15 protein-coding genes are annotated in these 16,924 nt (G+C 56.8%); 5 read left to right on the forward strand and 10 right to left on the reverse strand.

Annotated elements, in window-relative coordinates; translation table 11 throughout:
- Positions 1–83: 83 nt before the first annotated feature.
- From C4J85_RS07845 to C4J85_RS07870, 7 genes are all read right to left on the reverse strand, one after another.
- On the reverse strand, positions 84–368 hold the full coding sequence (locus C4J85_RS07845; RefSeq protein ID WP_256657884.1) for an Imm50 family immunity protein: 285 nt from the start codon (positions 366–368) through the stop codon (positions 84–86).
- The gene (locus tag C4J85_RS27895) at positions 368–559 is read right to left on the reverse strand and encodes an HNH/endonuclease VII fold putative polymorphic toxin (RefSeq protein ID WP_372240630.1); all 192 of its coding nucleotides are present in this window, start codon (positions 557–559) and stop codon (positions 368–370) included. The genes C4J85_RS07845 and C4J85_RS27895 overlap by 1 nt, the downstream gene beginning before the upstream one ends.
- 29 nt (positions 560–588) lie before the next feature.
- On the reverse strand, positions 589–1,014 hold the full coding sequence (locus C4J85_RS07850) for an Imm50 family immunity protein (RefSeq protein ID WP_124409376.1): 426 nt from the start codon (positions 1,012–1,014) through the stop codon (positions 589–591).
- Positions 1,015–1,100: 86 nt separating this feature from the next.
- Entirely contained in the window at positions 1,101–1,508 is a 408-nt protein-coding gene (locus tag C4J85_RS07855; RefSeq protein WP_124409377.1) for a hypothetical protein, read from the reverse strand.
- The gene (locus C4J85_RS07860) at positions 1,505–6,280 is read right to left on the reverse strand and encodes an RHS repeat-associated core domain-containing protein (protein WP_372240614.1); all 4,776 of its coding nucleotides are present in this window, start codon (positions 6,278–6,280) and stop codon (positions 1,505–1,507) included. Before C4J85_RS07860 ends, C4J85_RS07855 begins: the two co-directional genes overlap by 4 nt.
- Positions 6,281–6,478: 198 nt before the next feature.
- Positions 6,479–7,960: a methyl-accepting chemotaxis protein gene (locus C4J85_RS07865; RefSeq protein ID WP_124409378.1), complete on the reverse strand. Its 1,482-nt coding sequence runs from the start codon at positions 7,958–7,960 to the stop codon at positions 6,479–6,481.
- A 96-nt stretch (positions 7,961–8,056) separates the two neighbouring features.
- Positions 8,057–8,863: a TatD family hydrolase gene (locus C4J85_RS07870; RefSeq protein WP_124409379.1), complete on the reverse strand. Its 807-nt coding sequence runs from the start codon at positions 8,861–8,863 to the stop codon at positions 8,057–8,059.
- Between the two features lie 235 nt (positions 8,864–9,098).
- Between C4J85_RS07870 and C4J85_RS07875 the strand changes: the two genes are divergently transcribed.
- The 3 genes from C4J85_RS07875 (at position 9,099) to C4J85_RS07885 (ending at position 11,623) form a co-directional block, all read left to right on the forward strand.
- Positions 9,099–10,520 carry a transglycosylase SLT domain-containing protein gene (locus C4J85_RS07875; protein ID WP_124409380.1) on the forward strand — a complete coding sequence of 474 codons (1,422 nt, stop codon included), beginning with the start codon at positions 9,099–9,101 and terminating at the stop codon, positions 10,518–10,520.
- 103 nt (positions 10,521–10,623) lie between these two features.
- Positions 10,624–11,058, forward strand: a complete 435-nt coding sequence (locus tag C4J85_RS07880) for a DoxX family protein (protein ID WP_124357637.1) — start codon at positions 10,624–10,626, stop codon at positions 11,056–11,058.
- Positions 11,059–11,314: 256 nt separating this feature from the next.
- Positions 11,315–11,623: a class I SAM-dependent methyltransferase gene (locus tag C4J85_RS07885; protein ID WP_124366363.1), complete on the forward strand. Its 309-nt coding sequence runs from the start codon at positions 11,315–11,317 to the stop codon at positions 11,621–11,623.
- Positions 11,624–11,640: 17 nt separating this feature from the next.
- Here the strand turns inward: C4J85_RS07885 and C4J85_RS07890 are convergent, their stop codons facing one another.
- Genes C4J85_RS07890 through C4J85_RS07900 form a run of 3 tightly spaced genes read right to left on the reverse strand, consistent with a single transcriptional unit; the run spans position 11,641 to position 15,044 of the window.
- On the reverse strand, positions 11,641–13,380 hold the full coding sequence (locus C4J85_RS07890; protein WP_124409381.1) for a Gldg family protein: 1,740 nt from the start codon (positions 13,378–13,380) through the stop codon (positions 11,641–11,643).
- 15 nt (positions 13,381–13,395) lie between these two features.
- A complete protein-coding gene (locus C4J85_RS07895; RefSeq protein WP_124409382.1) occupies positions 13,396–14,121 on the reverse strand; it encodes an ABC transporter permease in 726 nt (241 codons plus the stop codon).
- Positions 14,118–15,044, reverse strand: coding sequence for an ABC transporter ATP-binding protein (locus C4J85_RS07900; RefSeq protein WP_124366366.1), 927 nt, complete (start codon positions 15,042–15,044; stop codon positions 14,118–14,120). The genes C4J85_RS07895 and C4J85_RS07900 overlap by 4 nt, the downstream gene beginning before the upstream one ends.
- Positions 15,045–15,283: 239 nt before the next feature.
- On the opposite strand from C4J85_RS07900, the gene C4J85_RS07905 reads away from it, so the two are divergent.
- On the forward strand, positions 15,284–16,297 hold the full coding sequence (locus C4J85_RS07905) for a hypothetical protein (RefSeq protein WP_124366367.1): 1,014 nt from the start codon (positions 15,284–15,286) through the stop codon (positions 16,295–16,297).
- A 125-nt stretch (positions 16,298–16,422) separates the two neighbouring features.
- On the forward strand, positions 16,423–16,896 hold the full coding sequence (gene greB / locus C4J85_RS07910) for a transcription elongation factor GreB (RefSeq protein WP_124406678.1): 474 nt from the start codon (positions 16,423–16,425) through the stop codon (positions 16,894–16,896).
- The last annotated feature ends 28 nt before the right edge of the window (positions 16,897–16,924 follow it).

A 16,924-nucleotide genomic window follows, 5' to 3' on the forward strand; every position in this document is an offset into this window, starting at 1 on the left:
TTCGGAGCGCAAATTGAAATGGATTTGGCTTTGAATTCAATTAAAGAGCTTTCGTTGGTTGCTTTAAAGTGGAAATGATTATTTTATTTAGTAATAACGACAAAGAATACTTCTCTAACGGGAATGTTGTGTATTTTTAACTCGCGAATGCCATGACAATCAATGCCCATTCTGCAGGTGTTGTAGCCTTTTCCTTCCCATTTTTTTGGCAAAATATCTGGAAACTCGGGTATGTCGAATCCTAACCCCACAGAAGGTCGATAATTTTCTATTTGCAAAGAAAAAAGAGCGATTTTTCCGATTCCTATGGGCATACTAAAAATCTTTTCAAAAAAAATATTATGATCTAGTTCATTCCAATACTTCATCAGTTTTTCCTAAAGTTGTAATGATCCTTGCCGCCGTCTACGGTTCCGTTTCGAGGCTTTGCAATTGGTCGAAAACTGAAGTGCGCTTTTTGGTCTCCTATACCGTCCGCCCTGCCAAATCTCTGTCCGTTTAAGCAACCTGGATAGTATAGGTTGGGGGGCGGCGAATTGGGGATGGCTATGGGGGCCATAGTTGCCGTTAAGTGCGTTTTAGCGTCACCTATGACCAGGTATCTGACCAATCGTGGTCGCCCGGTTCGGGACAGTTCATATACACGGACGGACCGGCTAAAAATAACCACTTGGCCTTAAATTCAATAGAGGCATTTTTCGACTTGGCAGTAAATAAAAAGTCATTATTGTCTTGCTCTATTTTAGTAGTGAAAACTTCTCTCTTCGGAAGGTTTACTATTTTTAAATCGCTTACTTCCAAGCATTTGAGGCCAATTCTGCATGTGTTATAGCCTTTGTTTTTCCATTTTTCAGGTAAGCGATCAGGAAATTCTGGTATATCAAAACCAATCCCCACGTCAGGTCGATCGTTTTCTATGTTTACTGCATGTATATAAATTTTGCCAATTTCAACTGGGTAACTAAATACTTTGTTGAAAAAGATAGTGTCATCAAGGTTATTCCAGTGTTTCATTTTTTGTTCCTGAATGGCCAATGGTCTTTTGTGCCCGGGAGCCCAGCCGGCAGGCGCTGGCCTATTCGGGTTAGCTCTTACTTGGCCTAGGGCTCGCTTCGTTCGGCACCTATAGATGCTATCCATTTTTTGTAGAAGCGATGCTGTTGATGTGGATCATTCGTCAGATTTTGATCTTCAAAATCAAATATGTGAACCAAGTCTTCTCGTGTTGTACGTTTTCCAAGGGTCAATTCATAGGCGACCATCCCGCCACTCATTTGTGAGGACATGCTTGAGGGTCGGACATTTATTTTCGCGCCTTTACAAAGAAACTGTATGTGTGGGAAGTCAGCCATAACTTTTCCTAAACATATATAAATGTCCTCCGCCGTATACAATTTTTCAAAGTTATCTGCTTCGGAAAACATTAATTTTGTATGGGCTGAGTCGTACTTAAAAGTAACGTACTTTTCTACATTGTCTATTATGGCTTTGATTTTTTTTGTTTTCATTTGATCTCCCTGTTTGGATTCGGAATTGAATAGCCTACGTAGCTACCATCACGCTTAACTGGAGTTACCCCTAAAATGTCTGCTGTATTGATTTTACTTTGTATAGCGATTTCTGCCTCGCTGTCAAAAGGAGCCAATTTCCCAAGCTCTTTGTTGACGTCGCGTCCGGGGATTTTCCGCAAAGCGTAGAGAAATCCTTTTCGAGTTCCGTATCTAGTCGCAAAATCGATTCCTATGAGCGTCGATGGAGAAGTACTGATAAAGTTACTTGGTGGGTTGTTACTATCCAAAGCGTGCAAATACAAGTCATTGCTTTCACCTTTGCTTTTGAAACCATTTTTAAATACATGGTCTGGTGTCTTTTCATCACCCCGATAAAGGTATTTTTCGCCGCTATTGATTGGCTGCTTAGGATCCCCTTTAACTGGAGGCGTAACTGTTGCAGGGTCCTTTACCTCAGACCTCGATCGGCAGCCATCCCCTCCTGGGCAATTATTTAATCCTAGCGGGTCTACCCAGCCTGTCGGATTGGGCACGTACTGGTATGCATTGATCCCACCGGCCAGCTTCACCGGGTCAGGCGTCAGGTAACGACCAATATCCGGATTGTAGTAGCGATGGCGGTTGTAGTGGAGGCCGCTTTCCTGATCGAAGTATTGGCCTTGGAAACGTAGTGGGTTGTCGACTTTGCCGACGTCGAGACGGCTGATTTCGCCGTAGGCGCGGTAGTGGGCGGACCAGACGATTTCGCCTTCAGGCGTGGTGAGTTCCTGTGGGGTGCCGAGGTGGTCGAGTTGGTAGTGGTAGGGCTTGGTCTCTGCTGGGCCGAAGCCTTCCAGCAGTGCCAATGGGCGGAAGCTGTCGGGTTCGTAGAGGTAGCTGCGATGACGATCCGCGTGATGTTCAGCGACTACTTTGTCGCCTTGCCAGAAGAACTCCGTGGTGATGTCGTCGACGGTTTTGCTGATGCGCCGACCGAACGGGTCATAGCGATAATTAGCAGTTTGGCCGTTAGGCTTGGTGATGCCGATCAACCGGTGCTGGCAGTCGTAGCGGTACTCGGTGACGAGTGAGTGACCCTTGCCACGTCGCTCGCGTATCAGGTTGCCGAAGGCGTCATAGTCGTAATGGTGATCGCCTTGGATCACCAGCCGATTACCCGCGACGATGTCCGGGCCCGGCCTGTCCTGCATCAGCAGGTTGCCGGCCGGGTTGTGGCCGAAGCGTTCCTGGACGTCTTGCGAATGATCGGCGCGGGTCAGGCGGTGGAGCGGGTCGTAGCGGTAAAGGTGTTCGCCTTTGCGGGTGTCGTGCAGGCGGGTGAGGTTGCCGGTTTTGTCGTAGTCGTAGTGGCGTTGGTAGAGGTGGTTTTGCTGTTGGGTGACGGCGTGGGTATGTAGCCGGTTTTGCTCGTCATAGTGGTAATGGCTGAGCAGTTGGCCTTGTTGGCGTTGGTGTTCGCGGCCGGCTTTGAACAGGTGGGAAGTTAGCAACGAACCGTTCAGCTCGACGGTGGCGAGGTGGCCGCCTTTGTCGTGGTTGAAGGTGAGGCGGTTGTTGTCTGGTAGGCGTAAATGCTGAAGTTGGCCGCAGGCGTCGTAGCCATAGCGCAATGTGCCCCAGCCTTGGTGTTCGGCGGTGAGGCGGTTTTGGCGATCGTATTCGTAGGCCAGGAACCAGTGGCCGTCGTCGACGCTGAGGAGGTTGCCTTGGCGGTCGTAGGCATAGTCGACAATGCTGCTATCGGGCAGGGTTTTTCTTACGAGGCGGCCGGCGTGGTCGCGTTCGTAGCGGGTAATTAACTGACTGCCATCGTCGCCGTGTTCGGTTTTTTCCAGCAGGTTGCCGTTGAGGTCGTAGGCGTAGGCGGTGCGTTGGCCGTCGAAGCCGGTTTCCTGCTGGATCAGGCCGTTGGGGTGGTAGTCGAGCTGGTAGGTTTCGCCGACTTCGTTTTCGATGGCGGTCAGCAGCAGCCGGGCGTTGTCGTAGAGATACTTGACCTGGGTGCCATCGGCATTGATGCGGCGGCTGATCAGGTGCAGACCGTCGGCGTATTCGTAGTGGGTGACGTGGCCGAGTTCATCGCGCTCGGCGATGATTTTTCCGTAGGGGTTGTAGCTGAATTCTCGTGCGGCACCGTCCGGCAGTACCAAGCGAGTTAACCGACCTACGCTGTCCCATTGATACTGGATCAGCGCGCCCTGTTCATCCTCACGCGCAACCTGCCGGCCCAGGTCGTCATAGCGGTAGCGCTTGATCCCACCATTGGGCAATTGCTCTTCAACGAGCTGCCCGCGTTCATTCCACACCAACCGATGACAGCTGTTGTCGGGATACCAAACCCCGGTCAATTGCCCCCGTTGGTCATAGCTGTAGTCGGTCGCGTTGCCATCGGGATCGATCTGGCGAATGACATCGCCCTGGTCATTACGCTCGTATTTCCAGACCGCCTCACCACGTCTTACAACCCGTACGAAACCGTTGTCATGCTCGTAGGACGTCGGCTCGTCATCCCCCGGAAACAGCGCGACCAAGCGTCCGGCGGCGTCGTATTGATAGGCCGTCACCGCACCCATCGGGTCCTGCTCGACGGTCAGGCGGCCCTTGTCATCGTAGGATTTGAAATGCTGGGCGCCGTCGGGATCGATGCGCTGTACCAGCCGCGCCCGCTGGTCATGTATGTAAACTTCCTGGCTGTCGTCGGCGTTGTGCACGGTGACGCGACCGTCGTCACCCCAGGCATACCGCGTGTCCATCTGCGAAAAACTGGCCCAGTGCCGGACACAGCGTGCGGCCTTGCCGGCGCGTTCCCATTCCCAAAAGAAACTCGCCCCACCGGCCAGTTGCCGTTCAAGAATGACGTGCTGCTCGTCGTACCGATAATGCTCGCATTCACCGACAGCGTTGGCTGCTGAAACCAGTCGTCCGGCGGCGTCATAGGCGTAGGAAACGACGTTCTGCTCGGTCACCCAGACGAAGGGTTCATGCCCCTTAGCGCGATGAACCTGGTAGTCCACCGCCACGATGCGGTCGAACTCATAACGCAACAAAAGCGAACGGCCCGCGCCGTTATCCAGCCGCTCAATCCGCCCCAATCGATCCCGGACAACCAACAACCGGTTGTCATACGCATCGCTGATCGCCGTCAGCACACCGTCGCAAAAGTGGTAGAACCGCGACCCCTGGGCCAGCACCAGTTCGTCAGGCAATGACCCCAAGTAAATCGCCGCTTCCGCCAGGCTGTTGGTAATCGCCGGCCGAGCCACCGTCGGCAAGGGGAGGGTGGTCGAGCGATTCTCATGATCCGTCCACACCACCGAATCGCCCACAACCACAAGCCGCTGCGCCAGCGCATGACTCCAACCAAACCCCAGTCCACAGTCCACTTCCACCGCACTGCTGCGATACAAGCGCGTCCACTCGAACGGCAAGATCCCATCCAGCGCGCCATCGGTGAGCGTCAGCAGTTCCTCGCCGGTAACCATCGACACCGGGCAACCGTGGGTAACGGTTTTATCCGCAGAGTCAGCAGCCTCCCCAGCCGGATTTTTAGACGGGGCGGGCACATCATCCACCGCCTCCTGCCGCACCAACGCCGTACGCTGCGTCTTGCTGCGCACCGCCGGCACCGCGTTCGAAACCAGCGTGTCGCCGACCTTCAACGGCGCCACCGGCACCGCCTTGACCGGCGTCGCCGCACTGCTCAGCAGTAACGGCTTGGCCGCCTCCACATGGGTTTCCAACCCAGGCCCTACGACCTGCTTGGCCAAAAGCTCCAACAACGCCCGCGCCCGCCCGGATTTGACCTGGCTGAGTACCTGAGCCCCCAACCGAAGCTGGATCCCAATTCCCCGCGTCGCCCATATCAGCAACAGATTGATCAACACTTCGCCGGTAATCTCACCCAGCAGTTCATACATCTCGGGCGGTGGCAGCATGCGCATCCAGGCCACCGCCGCCGAGAGATAAATGAACAACAGTGGCTCATCACTGAGCACCAGCAAACCCTGGGCGAGCGTGTCTTTACCCAGCTTGAGTAACTGATCCAGTTCGGCTTGGGAGATGTACTTCAACAACCGTTCGCTGTTGGACTTGAGGTTCGCCAGCAGGTCGTACAGCTCGGTAATGTTGTCCCACAGGTTGTAAAAGGCCTTGCCAATCCCGGTTGCAAAGGCCGCTCCCTGTTTCGCGCTGCGCGTGAAGGACGGGGCGTTTGCAAAGTCGGCCCACTGACGCTTGAAGCGCTTGTTCCATTGCTGGCGCAGGTCAGCTTCCAGCCCGGCGATCACCGACTGGTAGGACGCATACAGCGCCTTGACGTGATCCTTGGAAACGTTGGGGTAAAAGGTGACCTGGTACTGCTGGTCACGAGTGCATTCTGGAACTTCAAGAATGCCGCTGGGGCCGATGGTTCGATGCAGCGGCGCGCCAATGGGAGTGCCGTCCTTGGCGATGGCTTGCAGCGTGACCGGCGTGTTGCCGATCGGCACGAACCGGGTGCTTTCGAACAGATGCACCAGGGTCAGCCCACCCTGGGCTTTGCACATGGCGACGGTGCGACTGGGCATGTCGGAAGAAATCGGCGCAACCAGTGCGACGTCTTCCCCGACCTTGAACACCTGCTCCACTTCCAGTGCCGAGCCACTTAAAAAGCTGTCGGCCCAGTCGTCGAACGTATTCAGGCAGTCGCGCAAATTCCGAAGAATGCTTTCAACATCCGGCGCTTCGGGGTCCATGGGGGCCAGCACAAAGCTGGCAATCACCGGAATCAAAAGACGGCCCCGGCGACCTGGGCCCTAACGAAAAAAACCATCTGCACTCCCTCGCACTGTTTGATCAGGCGAGGGACTTTGCAGAGGTTCGTCGGTAAAAGAAGTCGGCGTTATTCGCGGGAGTGGCGAGGAAGTTTCGTCTTAATCTCAGGTAGGCTGTGGCTTGGTCGTAGGAATCGGATTACGGTCTGAACGGTCCTACAGCTTCAACTGCCCGATCGCCTTGCTCAACTCTCCCGCCAACGCCGCCAGTGCATGGCTGGTGGTCGCCGAATCCACGGTCTGCCGCACGGTGTTCTCGGTTACATCACGAATACTCACCACCGCGCGGTTCATCTCTTCGGCGACATGGCTTTGCTGTTCGGCGGCCACCGCGATCTGGGTGTTGCTCTCGCGCATCTGCGCCACGGCGCCGGTGATGTCGGCGAGTGCGGCACCGGCTTCCTGGGCCTGTTTTACGCAGTCGTCAGCCTTGAACGAGCTTTCCTGCATGAAGTCCACCGCGTCGCGGGTGCCGGCTTGCAGCGCCGAGACCATGCGGGTGATTTCGTCGGTGGAGCTTTGTACGCGCTTGGCCAGGTTGCGCACTTCGTCGGCGACCACCGCAAAGCCACGGCCCATTTCTCCGGCGCGGGCAGCTTCGATGGCGGCATTGAGGGCGAGCAGGTTGGTCTGTTCGGCGATGCTGTGGATCACCCCGACCACGCTGTTGATTTTCTGGCTGTCTTCGGCGAGTTTCTGGATCATCTCTGCGGTCTGTTGCACGCCGCTGGACAGCCCGGCAATCGAACGTTGCACGCGGGTGACCACTTCCTGGCCGCTGCCGGCGAGGGTGTCGGCAGTTTGCGAGAGGTCGCGGGTGGCACCGGCGTGCTGGGCAATGTGGTAGACGGTGGCGGTCATTTCGTTGATCGCCGTGGCGGCCTGGTCGGTCTCGCTTTGCTGGCCGAGCATGCCGCGCTGCACCTCGTTCATGCTGCCGGCCAGCCGCGCGGCGCCCTCGTCCAATTGTTTGGCAGTATGGGCGACGGTGTTGACCACCCGCTGGTAGCCGGCCTGCATGGCGTTGAAGGCGCTGGCCATCTGCCCGACTTCATCCTTGCAGGCCAGGGGCACGCGGGCGGACAAATCGCCGGTCTTCTCCACATGCAGCATCACGTCCTTGAGGGTGTTGAGCTGGCTGAGCAGGAAGCGGATCAGCAGTTGTGAGGCGCCAAGCATCGCGAGCATCAGGATCGCCACCGCCAGCGCATAGTTGACGAAACGTTCGCCGAACACCTGCCGCAGGCTTGGCGCGTAGGCGAGTACGGCGACTTGCTGTCCGTCGGCACGGCGGATGACCTCGGCGCCCAGCAGCGGATTGACGCCGAACAATGGCAGGTGACTGAGCTCGATCCAGCCGCTGGCGTCTTGCAAGGCTGACAGATCCTCGCCTGCGCGTTGTGGGACTTGGCCACGGGTGAAGGTCAGCCAGTTCTCGCCAGCGGGCAGTGGCTTGTCAGCCGGCCAGGCGTTGAGCAACTGCGCCTGGGCCTGGGCCGACACTTGGGACGCTTGGCTGCGCGCCTGTTGTTCGAGCTGGACGGCATACAGCACCAGCAGCAGGGTAGTGATGAAGGCCACCGCGTTGACGGCCCAGAATTTGTATTTAAGCGAGATATTGCTAAGCCAGGCACCCATGGAAGGTTTTCTCTGATAGCGGAAACAGCATTGGCAAGGTGCCATTATTGTGCCGCTACTCAGGAAAGCGTTTTTGACATGGGTCAATGCGCCGCATCACTCCACGGCAGGCAGGCCGAAAAAGGCGCGGGCACAGGCGGTGCTGTGCATCGCCAGCTCTTGCATCGTTTCATTGCGATGCAGGGCAGCCTCGCGCAGCACGTCGGTGAGGAACGCCGGTTCATTGCGGCCGTTCTTCGGCTTCGGGCGCAGCGTGCGCGGCAGCAGGTAGGGCGCGTCACTTTCCAGCATCAGACGGCCACGGGGAATTTCCCTGACCAATGGGTGCAGATGCGTCCCACGGCGCTCGTCGCAGATCCAACCGGTGATGCCGATGTGCAGGTCAAGGTCGAGGTAGCTGAAGAGCGCCGCTTGTTCGCCAGTGAAGCAATGCACCACGGCGGCGGGCAAATGGTCACGGTAGTCCTTGAGAATCTCCAGCAGGCGTTGGTTGGCATCGCGCTCGTGAAGGAACACGGGAAGTTTCAGCTCGACGGCCAGGGCCAGGTGTTCCTCGAGGACTTTTTCCTGCTGTGGGCGCGGCGAAAAATCACGGTTGAAATCCAGTCCGCACTCGCCGACGGCGCGCACGCGTGTTTCGCCGAGCAAGTCGCGCAAACGTTGGGCGCTGTCGCGGTTCCAAGCGCTGGCGGAGTGGGGATGGATACCAGCGGTGCTGAACAGGCGTTGTGCGCTTTCATCGAGTTTTACGCACAGTTCCAGGGCCTGCTCGCTGCCTTCGACGCTGGTGCCGGTGAGCACCAATTGTTTCACGCCAGCGGCGTAGGCACGCTCGAGAACGGCCGAGTGCCTCTCGTCGAAACTGGGGTTGGTCAGGTTGACGCCGATATCAATGAGTTGCATGGTGCTATCTCCGCCTGCGGCCGGAAAGCATATCAGAGCTGTAGATTTATAAGAAAAACGAAGAACTACAACGCGTTATCGCTGTCTTTGAACGTCGCAAGCGACATTGTGCCGGGCCCGCTGCCTCTCACCGTGTCGCCGTTGCGCGCCTTGCCAGCGCTTAAAGCGCTCTGTTTCTGACGCCCAACACCTCGCATTCACGAAGGCGTTGGCCAGTATTCTTTCCGGAGAGCGGATGATCCGACCCTCGGCGTTGCTTGTAGTGTGCGTGACGTTACTGCTGCCCATGGCGGCGGTCGCGCGTCTGGATGGGCCGCTGGAAGTGACAAAGCCCGGCAAGGTGCGTGACCTGGCAGACATTCGTTCCAGCCGCACCCTGCGTGTACTGGTCAACCAGAGCCGTAACAGCTCCGGTGAAGTGCAGGGCCAGGCCATCGGTGTCGAATATCATCGCCTGCGTGCGTTCGAGCAGTACCTCAATGGCCATGCCCGTGATGGCCAGCAAATCAACCTCAAGATCATCCCCAAGGCCAAGGAGCAGTTGCTTGGCGCACTGGCCCGTGGCGAAGGCGACCTGGTTGCCCCTGGCGAATTGCTGGACGTGAAGGCCGCGCACAAGATCAGCGCCAGTGCCCCGATCGCCAGCGATGTGCCGTTGTGGCTGGTCGGCGTCAAGGGTGAACGCCGGTTTACCAGGTTGGAGCAGTTGTCGGGCCGCACCCTGACGCTGACCACCGGCAGCGCGGCGGCGGATGCGATCAGCCAGGTCAATCAGAAGCTGGCCCTGCACAAGCAGCCGCCGATCAAGGTGGAATGGGTCGACCCGAGCCTGGCGGTGGAAGACGTGCTGGAGATGGTGCAGGCCGGGATCTTTCACCTGACCATCGTGGAAAAGCCGATTGCCGAACGCTGGTCGAAAATCCTGCCCAAGTTGCGCTTTGACAAGCAGGTGGCCATCAGTGAGCCGGGTGACGAGTACTGGTTCGTGCGCCAGGATGCGTCGATGCTGCGGGCGAGCATCGATCGCTTCCTCAAGACCTATCACACCCCCTCCGACCAGGATGTGGCGTTCCAGCGTATCTATCGACGTCTCTATCAAGTGCGCAACCCGTTGGCCCGCGCCGATCGTCAACGCCTGGAGAAACTGCGCCCGATCCTGCAAAAGCATGCACGCGAGCAAGGCATGGACTGGTTGAACCTGGCTGCGCTGGCCTTCAAGGAGTCTGCGCTGGACCCTGGCGCACGCAACAGCGGTGGGCCTACCGGTTTGATGCAGATCACGCCTTCGGCGGCGCAGCGGGTGGGCGTCAACAATATCGAGAATCTGGACAGTAATGTGCAGGCGGGTGCGCGCTACCTGGCGATGATCCGGCGTAAGTTTTTCGCCAGCCCCAAGCTCAATGAGCGCGAGCGCATGGCCTTTGTGCTGGCGGCGTATAACATGGGGCCGGAGCGGGTGCAGGGCATGCGTACCGAAGCCAGGCGCCGGGGGCTCAACCCCAATCAGTGGTTTTTTCAGGTTGAACGCATTGCCATGGAGCAGGTGGGGATGGGCGGCGTCAGCTATGTTAATAGTGTCAACAAATACTACTTGGCGTTCGATCGGGAGCGGGAGTCCCTGGAGCCGCCAGCGCCGAAAGTTGTGTCTCGCAAATAATCGATTTTATCGATATTGATAAGGCGATTTTTCGGCTTTTATCATTGTTTAAACTGATTAATATAGCGGCCAACCAACCCCTACCTGAAAAAGGATTTACCCCATGAGCCCACTGATTACCCGCGTCCTGTCGACCCGTGCCGGCTACGGCCTGACTGTTCTGCGCATTTTCGTCGGCATTATCTTCGCTGCCCACGGCTCGCAAAAACTCTTCGGCTGGTTTGGCGGCGGTGGTCTGGCGGGAACCGCCCAGTGGATGGAGAGCATTGGCCTGGCGCCGGGCACGCTGATGGCCGTGCTGTCGGGTGGCACCGAGTTCTTTGCCGGCCTGGCGCTGATCATCGGCCTGCTTGCACGCCCAGCAGCATTGGGCCTGACCTTCCTGACCCTGGTGGCGATCTTTTCGGTGCACATTCATAACGGGCTGTTCATGGCCAACAATGGGTATGAATTCGCCCTGGCCCTGCTTGGCGGCTCGCTGGCGGTGCTGTTCGAAGGCGCCGGCAAACTGTCGGCCGACCGCGCCATCGCCAACTGAGCGTTTCGCACCTCATGAGAGGCCCGCCCTGTGCGCGCCTTTTCGTTGCTCGGGATTCTTGACACTGCCCCGCCAGCTTCTCTAGGATGCTGCTCATGCGCCGATTTAAACAGCTAATTGCGGGGCGCCACTGGACTCGATGCAGTCCGACAGAACCATGCACTCGTCAGGAGGCACGGGTCGAAATACCGCTAAAGCGCTGGTTCGGTGTTGCCTCTCACCTGCCCGCAGACTTTTGAGGCAGAGACACGACACGATGAATGCACTACGCCCCCTGATACGCCTGGCCCCGATCACTGCGGACCTGACTCAACGCAACCCGAAAATCCTCCTGGGCGGCAAGCACCAGCCTACGCTGCTGCGTTACCTGGACGGCTGGCCACGTCGCACCGGGCGGCCTTCGGCGTTCTTGATCCAGTTCGTGGAAGATGGCGACTCCCTGGCCCGTTTTGCCAGTAACAGCTTTGACCTCGCGGTGATCCAGGCGCCGAGTGCGGACAACGCCGAAGAAGTGATCCGCCAACTGACGCGGATTGCCCGGCAAGGGCTGATTGCCCGTCGCTGATTACCAACCCCAAATGTTCAACTGAAGCCCGCGGGCGGCCATCGGCGTCGACACAGCCAGCGATAACGTACCCAGGCGATCAGGCATAACACCAGCGGTACCGTTACGATCATCAGCAGCTTCAGGTTCCGCTCGAAGCGGTGCAGCGGCGCGTACGCCTGAGTCTTGAGGGCATGAAGTTCCATGGGCAGGCGCAGGCGCTCTTTGTTGAGCGCTTGCAACTGGGTATTGGTGTCCACGGCCTGGGTGCCCAAGCGTGTGGCTTGTGGATTCAACCGCTGCCACGCTTGCTCGGTACGCTCAAGACGACGTTCCAGTTCTGCGGCCGTTTCCCGATAGGTCTGTGCGGCGGCTTCGCGCATGGGTTCCAGGGTACTGAGTGAATGCGAAGTGAGGCGCGGACGAATATTCGCCAGTTCTGCGGGAGCCGCCAGGTTATCCAGGGTATTCAATACGAACTGCACGTTGCTGTTGGCCGTTGTCTGGCTGACGGCGTCCGCGAGTAAATCGGTATCGGCAACCACCACCACCTCGATTCGGGCAGCCTTTTGTAAGCCTGGCGGCTGTCCCCTGAGACCGTCAGGAAATGCCGAGTAGGCCGGCCCCTCCAGGCGAGCGGCGATCACATGGCGCTGACCCGAGGTGGAAGCTTCGTCGATGAGTGAATCGAACGCCGTCGCTGAAGCGAAACGCCCGGCGTCCAGCAGCGCAGACTGCCGGGAGCTTTGTAGCAGCGGGGTGAACGTCATCCGGCTTTTTCGAGTGCGCAAGAGTGCGCCACTGCTTGATACGCTCAGGCTGTCGAGTTTCCAGGTGCTGACGTCGTGCGCGGTCATTGCCAGGCGTGGCAGTTTCAACCTGGCTGGGTGCAATACGGTAGGCAAGCCTGGCCCGAGCGAGGCCGAGGAGGCGTAAAGACTGTCAACCAACAGCTTGTTCGCGGGCATCCGTATGCCCCATGTGGTCAACAGGCCATCCAGCTCGGAGTCTACCGCTAAGGTTTCAGCCCCCATCTCGCTCACCGGGTCGATGAAGACCATCAGCTTGCCGCCGCTTAAGGCAAATTGCTCGATGGCGTAAAGGGTTTGTTCGGCTAGCGCCCTTGGCTGTACCACCATCAAGCTACCTACAGATGGAGGCACCTGGGTAATGTTCGATGCCAACTCCACCAGGTTGAAATGCTCGCGCATTTGCTCCAAAAGGTGTCCGGCGGACTCATTCAACGGCAACCCGGACAGGAGGCCGACGCTGGGACGCTGGGGGTGCATCAATTTATGGATCAGCTGGCTGATTTGATACTCGAGCAACGGCTCGTCGTCGGGGTTGAACGCTTCGATACGTTGCGTGCCCTGGCCGGCACGCGTGCCTATAAGGCCGAGGTATCCCTGTGTGTCATCCAAGCCGAATAAGCTGGCTTTGTAGGCGTCTTCTGAAAAAGGAGTGGGGTCAATAACGTGCAAATTGATCATGCCCTCGGCGGCTGCTTCGAATTCCTGGAGCAAGTCTTCTACGCGTTGGCCGAAGCGTTTCATAATGCGGCTTTTCTTCGGTGCAGTAAGTGAGTTGAAATAATACAAGTCCAGCGGGCTATCAAGTGTTGCGAGCAGTTGCCGCGTGGATGGCGATAAGGTGTGAATTTTCTGTTGTGAAAAGTCCCAGCGAATATCGGGTAGTTTGTTTATCCAGACCAGATTGAATGCCAGGAACAGTAATGATATGACGATCAATGTCATACCCGTACGAAGAGCGGATCGCATCAGCGACTTTCCTTCTCAGCTGTTTTTATAGTTGAGTGTGACAATGGATGCAGAGAGAAAAGCAAGGATCATGCTGACAAAATATAAACAGTCATGAAGTGTTATTTTGCCGTTGTCCATTGAGCTGAAGCGGGAAATCGGGTCAAGCCTCATCACGCTATCAACTATCCAGATCGGTGCCTGATGTTCAAGTGCATCCAGGATTGAAGAAAGCCCGCTGATGGTCAGCAGCAAGCCCATCGTCAATAGGAAAATTACAAGGCGCTGGTGCGTGAGTACACAGATAAAACAACCGGCAGCTAGATAACTTCCTGCCAGCAGCCAGCTTGCCAGAAATTGTGATGCGATTACCCCGTTATCAGGCGTTCCAAGATAATGGGCGGCGATCACTATAGGAAAATTCAACAACAGCGCAGCACTGCATACCGCCCAGGCTGCCAGGAATTTTCCGATCACCCGTTCTGCTGAGGTGACGGGCAGGGTTTTGATCATGTTGGAAAATCCGGCGCTGTGTTCATCAGACCACATGTGCATGGATAAGCTGGGTATCAGTAGCAGATAGAGCCAGGGGTGCAGCTCGAAAAAAGCCTGCAAGTCGCTGCTGTCTCGCTCCATCCAGCGGTAGGTGTGCAATCCCAGCGCCGCACATAGCACCAGGAAAAACGCCACGCTCAGGTAAGTGATGGGGGTGCTGGCATAACTGGCGAGTTGGCGTTTGAAAATGAGGGGCAGCAGTTTCAAGGCGATACCTCGTGGCTCAGAGGGTGAACGACATCGTTCAAGCGACCTGGCTCCAGATGCAGTGACGTTATGTTCCAGCCGCGATGGGTAATGAGTGAATTGATGGCGGGGAAGATGGCGTGCCCGGGCATGGCCAGAACCGTCACTTTGCCTGGGTTTAGACGGTCTTCTTCGATGCCTGCAACCCCTGGTAATACCGCAAGCGCGAGTAGATCCAGGGGCGGATCCGCTGCGAGTGTCACCGCCTGGAAGTGCCGGGAACTGCGCTGCAAATCTTCCAGCGAAGCGTCGATAATCAGTCGCCCGCTTGCGATGACCAGGGCGCGGGTGCAGATGTCGGACAGCCAGTCGTAATGGCGGGAGGCAATGATGACGCTCATTTCCTCGTTAAGGGACTGAACAAGCGCCCTGAATTTGAGCCGTTGCTCGGCGTTCATCCCTTCCATGGGCTCGTCCAGCAGGAGCACGCTGGGGGAATGCACAATGGCTTGCGCAATCGCGACTCTGCGCTTCAAGTCCTGGCTGAGCACATTGATGGGGCAGTTGAGTACAGGAAGTAGCTCCAGTCGTGTGGCGACCCGGTCCACGTGCCTGCGTTTTTCGGCACCGCTGAACCCTCGAGCGGCGGCAACGAAGTTGAGGATGCTTTTGACCGACAGCGTGTGATGGGTGATTCCCCCTTGAAGCTGGTAGCCAACGGCTTGCCTGGCGAGAACTGAATCGGTCTGGGTACTGAAACCCTGAATACTGATATGCCCACTGGTGGGCTTGATCATGCCGGAAAGCAAATTCAGCAATGTTGTTTTACCGGCGCCATGCTCGCCCAGCAAACCCACGCATTCCTTGCGTTGGGCACAGAACGAAAAGTCGCTGATCACGCTTTTTTTGCCCAGGTACTTTGTCAGGTTGCTGACCTCGATCATAGGATTACCGAATCTATTGGGCGGTGCCTGAAGAAAGTTTCGTTAGTGTGTGGTGGTGCCTTAAAAAGACTACGTTCAATACCCGTGCTTGGGAACGCTGGGTGCACTTAATAAGTAAAGTCCTACGTTTGAGTTGATAACGTACTGAAACAATTGTTGTGTGTTGAGTACTTAATAATGGTCGGATATTTGTCTGATATTTATATAAGGTTTTCTTTTTATAATGAGGCCTGACTGCCATGATGCTTTTACGTACCCTTGTTCTTGAGCGCAGCGGCGAGAATGCCCCGGTCAACGGCGCACTGCTGTGTGGGTTCGCTGTCGAACAGACTGCTTCCAACTTCCTGGTGTATAGCCTTGATGAAGAAGCCGAGCCTGGTCATTCCAGGGTGTATATCGCGGCCTTGCGCAAAAAACTCGAGCGGTATTTCCTTGGCGGCGTCGAGTCCAAAGAGGATTTGCAAGTAGCGATGCAAGTCTTCAAGCAAATCCTGATGATGGCGGCGGCATCGGGCAATAAGGACAGTGCCCTCAATGAATCTCAGGTTCCGTTTCATTTCATTGACCTGAAAGGCTGCAGGTTGCCGCCTGCCAGGCCCGAGGACCATCACTCGGTGATCGTCAAGAAAGCCCTTGTGATGAAGGTGATTACATTGGGCATGTCTGCCCCTGCTGCGCCTGCGATCGAAAGCAGCGCAGTCATCGTGCCTTCCATTCGCTTTTCATCGCAAATGGTTGCACCGCCCCGAGGCAAGAGCCAGCCCAAGTCCGCCCCGCCGCCTGTGGAAGAAGCCCTCGTTGAAGAGCCACCTCATTCACAGGTCACGGAACCCGAGGTGCCGGAGGTGCCGCAGGTGCCAGCCGAACCCCGAGCGCAGTCCGTTCAGGCAGAACACCTCGAAACCCCGTCGTCCTCCCTCTCTCCGAGGGAGCAGACCTCCATGCTCGAGATAGACAGTACGCTGAGCAATCTCGCAAGGGTTGCCCAGGAACTGACGCAGAAAAAACAGGCCGTTACCGAACGCGAAGAGATGCTTGAACAGTGGCAGGCCCGACTGCAACAACAGCAGACCCAGCAGGATGAAAAAAGCCGGGCGTTGGACCAACGCCATTCGCGACTGCAGGAGCAAGAACTGGAGGTGAGTCAAAAGACCGAAAAGATGGTGCTGATGATGTCGCAGCTATCGCTGATGCGACAGCGCCTGCAAGGCACGCTCGTTGAACTGGACCAGGTACTCGATGGACAGGGCTGAGTCGATGAGCCTGTCGATCTGGAAACTTTGCGCCGTTGATTTATCATCGCTCCCCGCCAGCCGACGCCAGGGTATGATGCCGTGGCCTGTCGACACTAATGGACATTGCCTGGGGATGTGCGCGTTTGAGTACCAAGCTGATTACCAAAGAAGGCCATGAAGCGCTGAAAAAGGAGTTGGACTACCTTTGGCGTGAGAAGCGCCCGGACACGACGCGCAAGGTGACGTGGGCGGCTTCTCTGGGAGATCGCAGCGAAAACGCGGATTACCAGTACAACAAGAAGCTGTTGCGTGAGATCGATCGGCGGGTGCGCTACCTGCGCAAACGCCTCGAAGATATGCGCGTGGTGGAATACATGCCCGAGCAGGAGGGCAAGGTGTTTTTTGGGGCGTGGGTCGATGTCGAGAACGAGCAGGGCGAGACCAAGCGTTTTCGCATTGTGGGGTATGACGAGATCTACGACCGAATGGATTACATCTCTATCGACTCTCCCATGGCGCGTGCGCTGCTGCGCAAGGCGGTGGACGATGAAGCCATCGTGCAGACCCCCGGCGGTGAGGTGTGCTGGTGGATTACCCGGATTGAATATGTGAAATAGCAACGAATGGCGCTTGCTCCGAGTGGAG

This window comes from Pseudomonas sp. R4-34-07, assembly GCF_003852375.1.
Taxonomy (GTDB): domain Bacteria; phylum Pseudomonadota; class Gammaproteobacteria; order Pseudomonadales; family Pseudomonadaceae; genus Aquipseudomonas.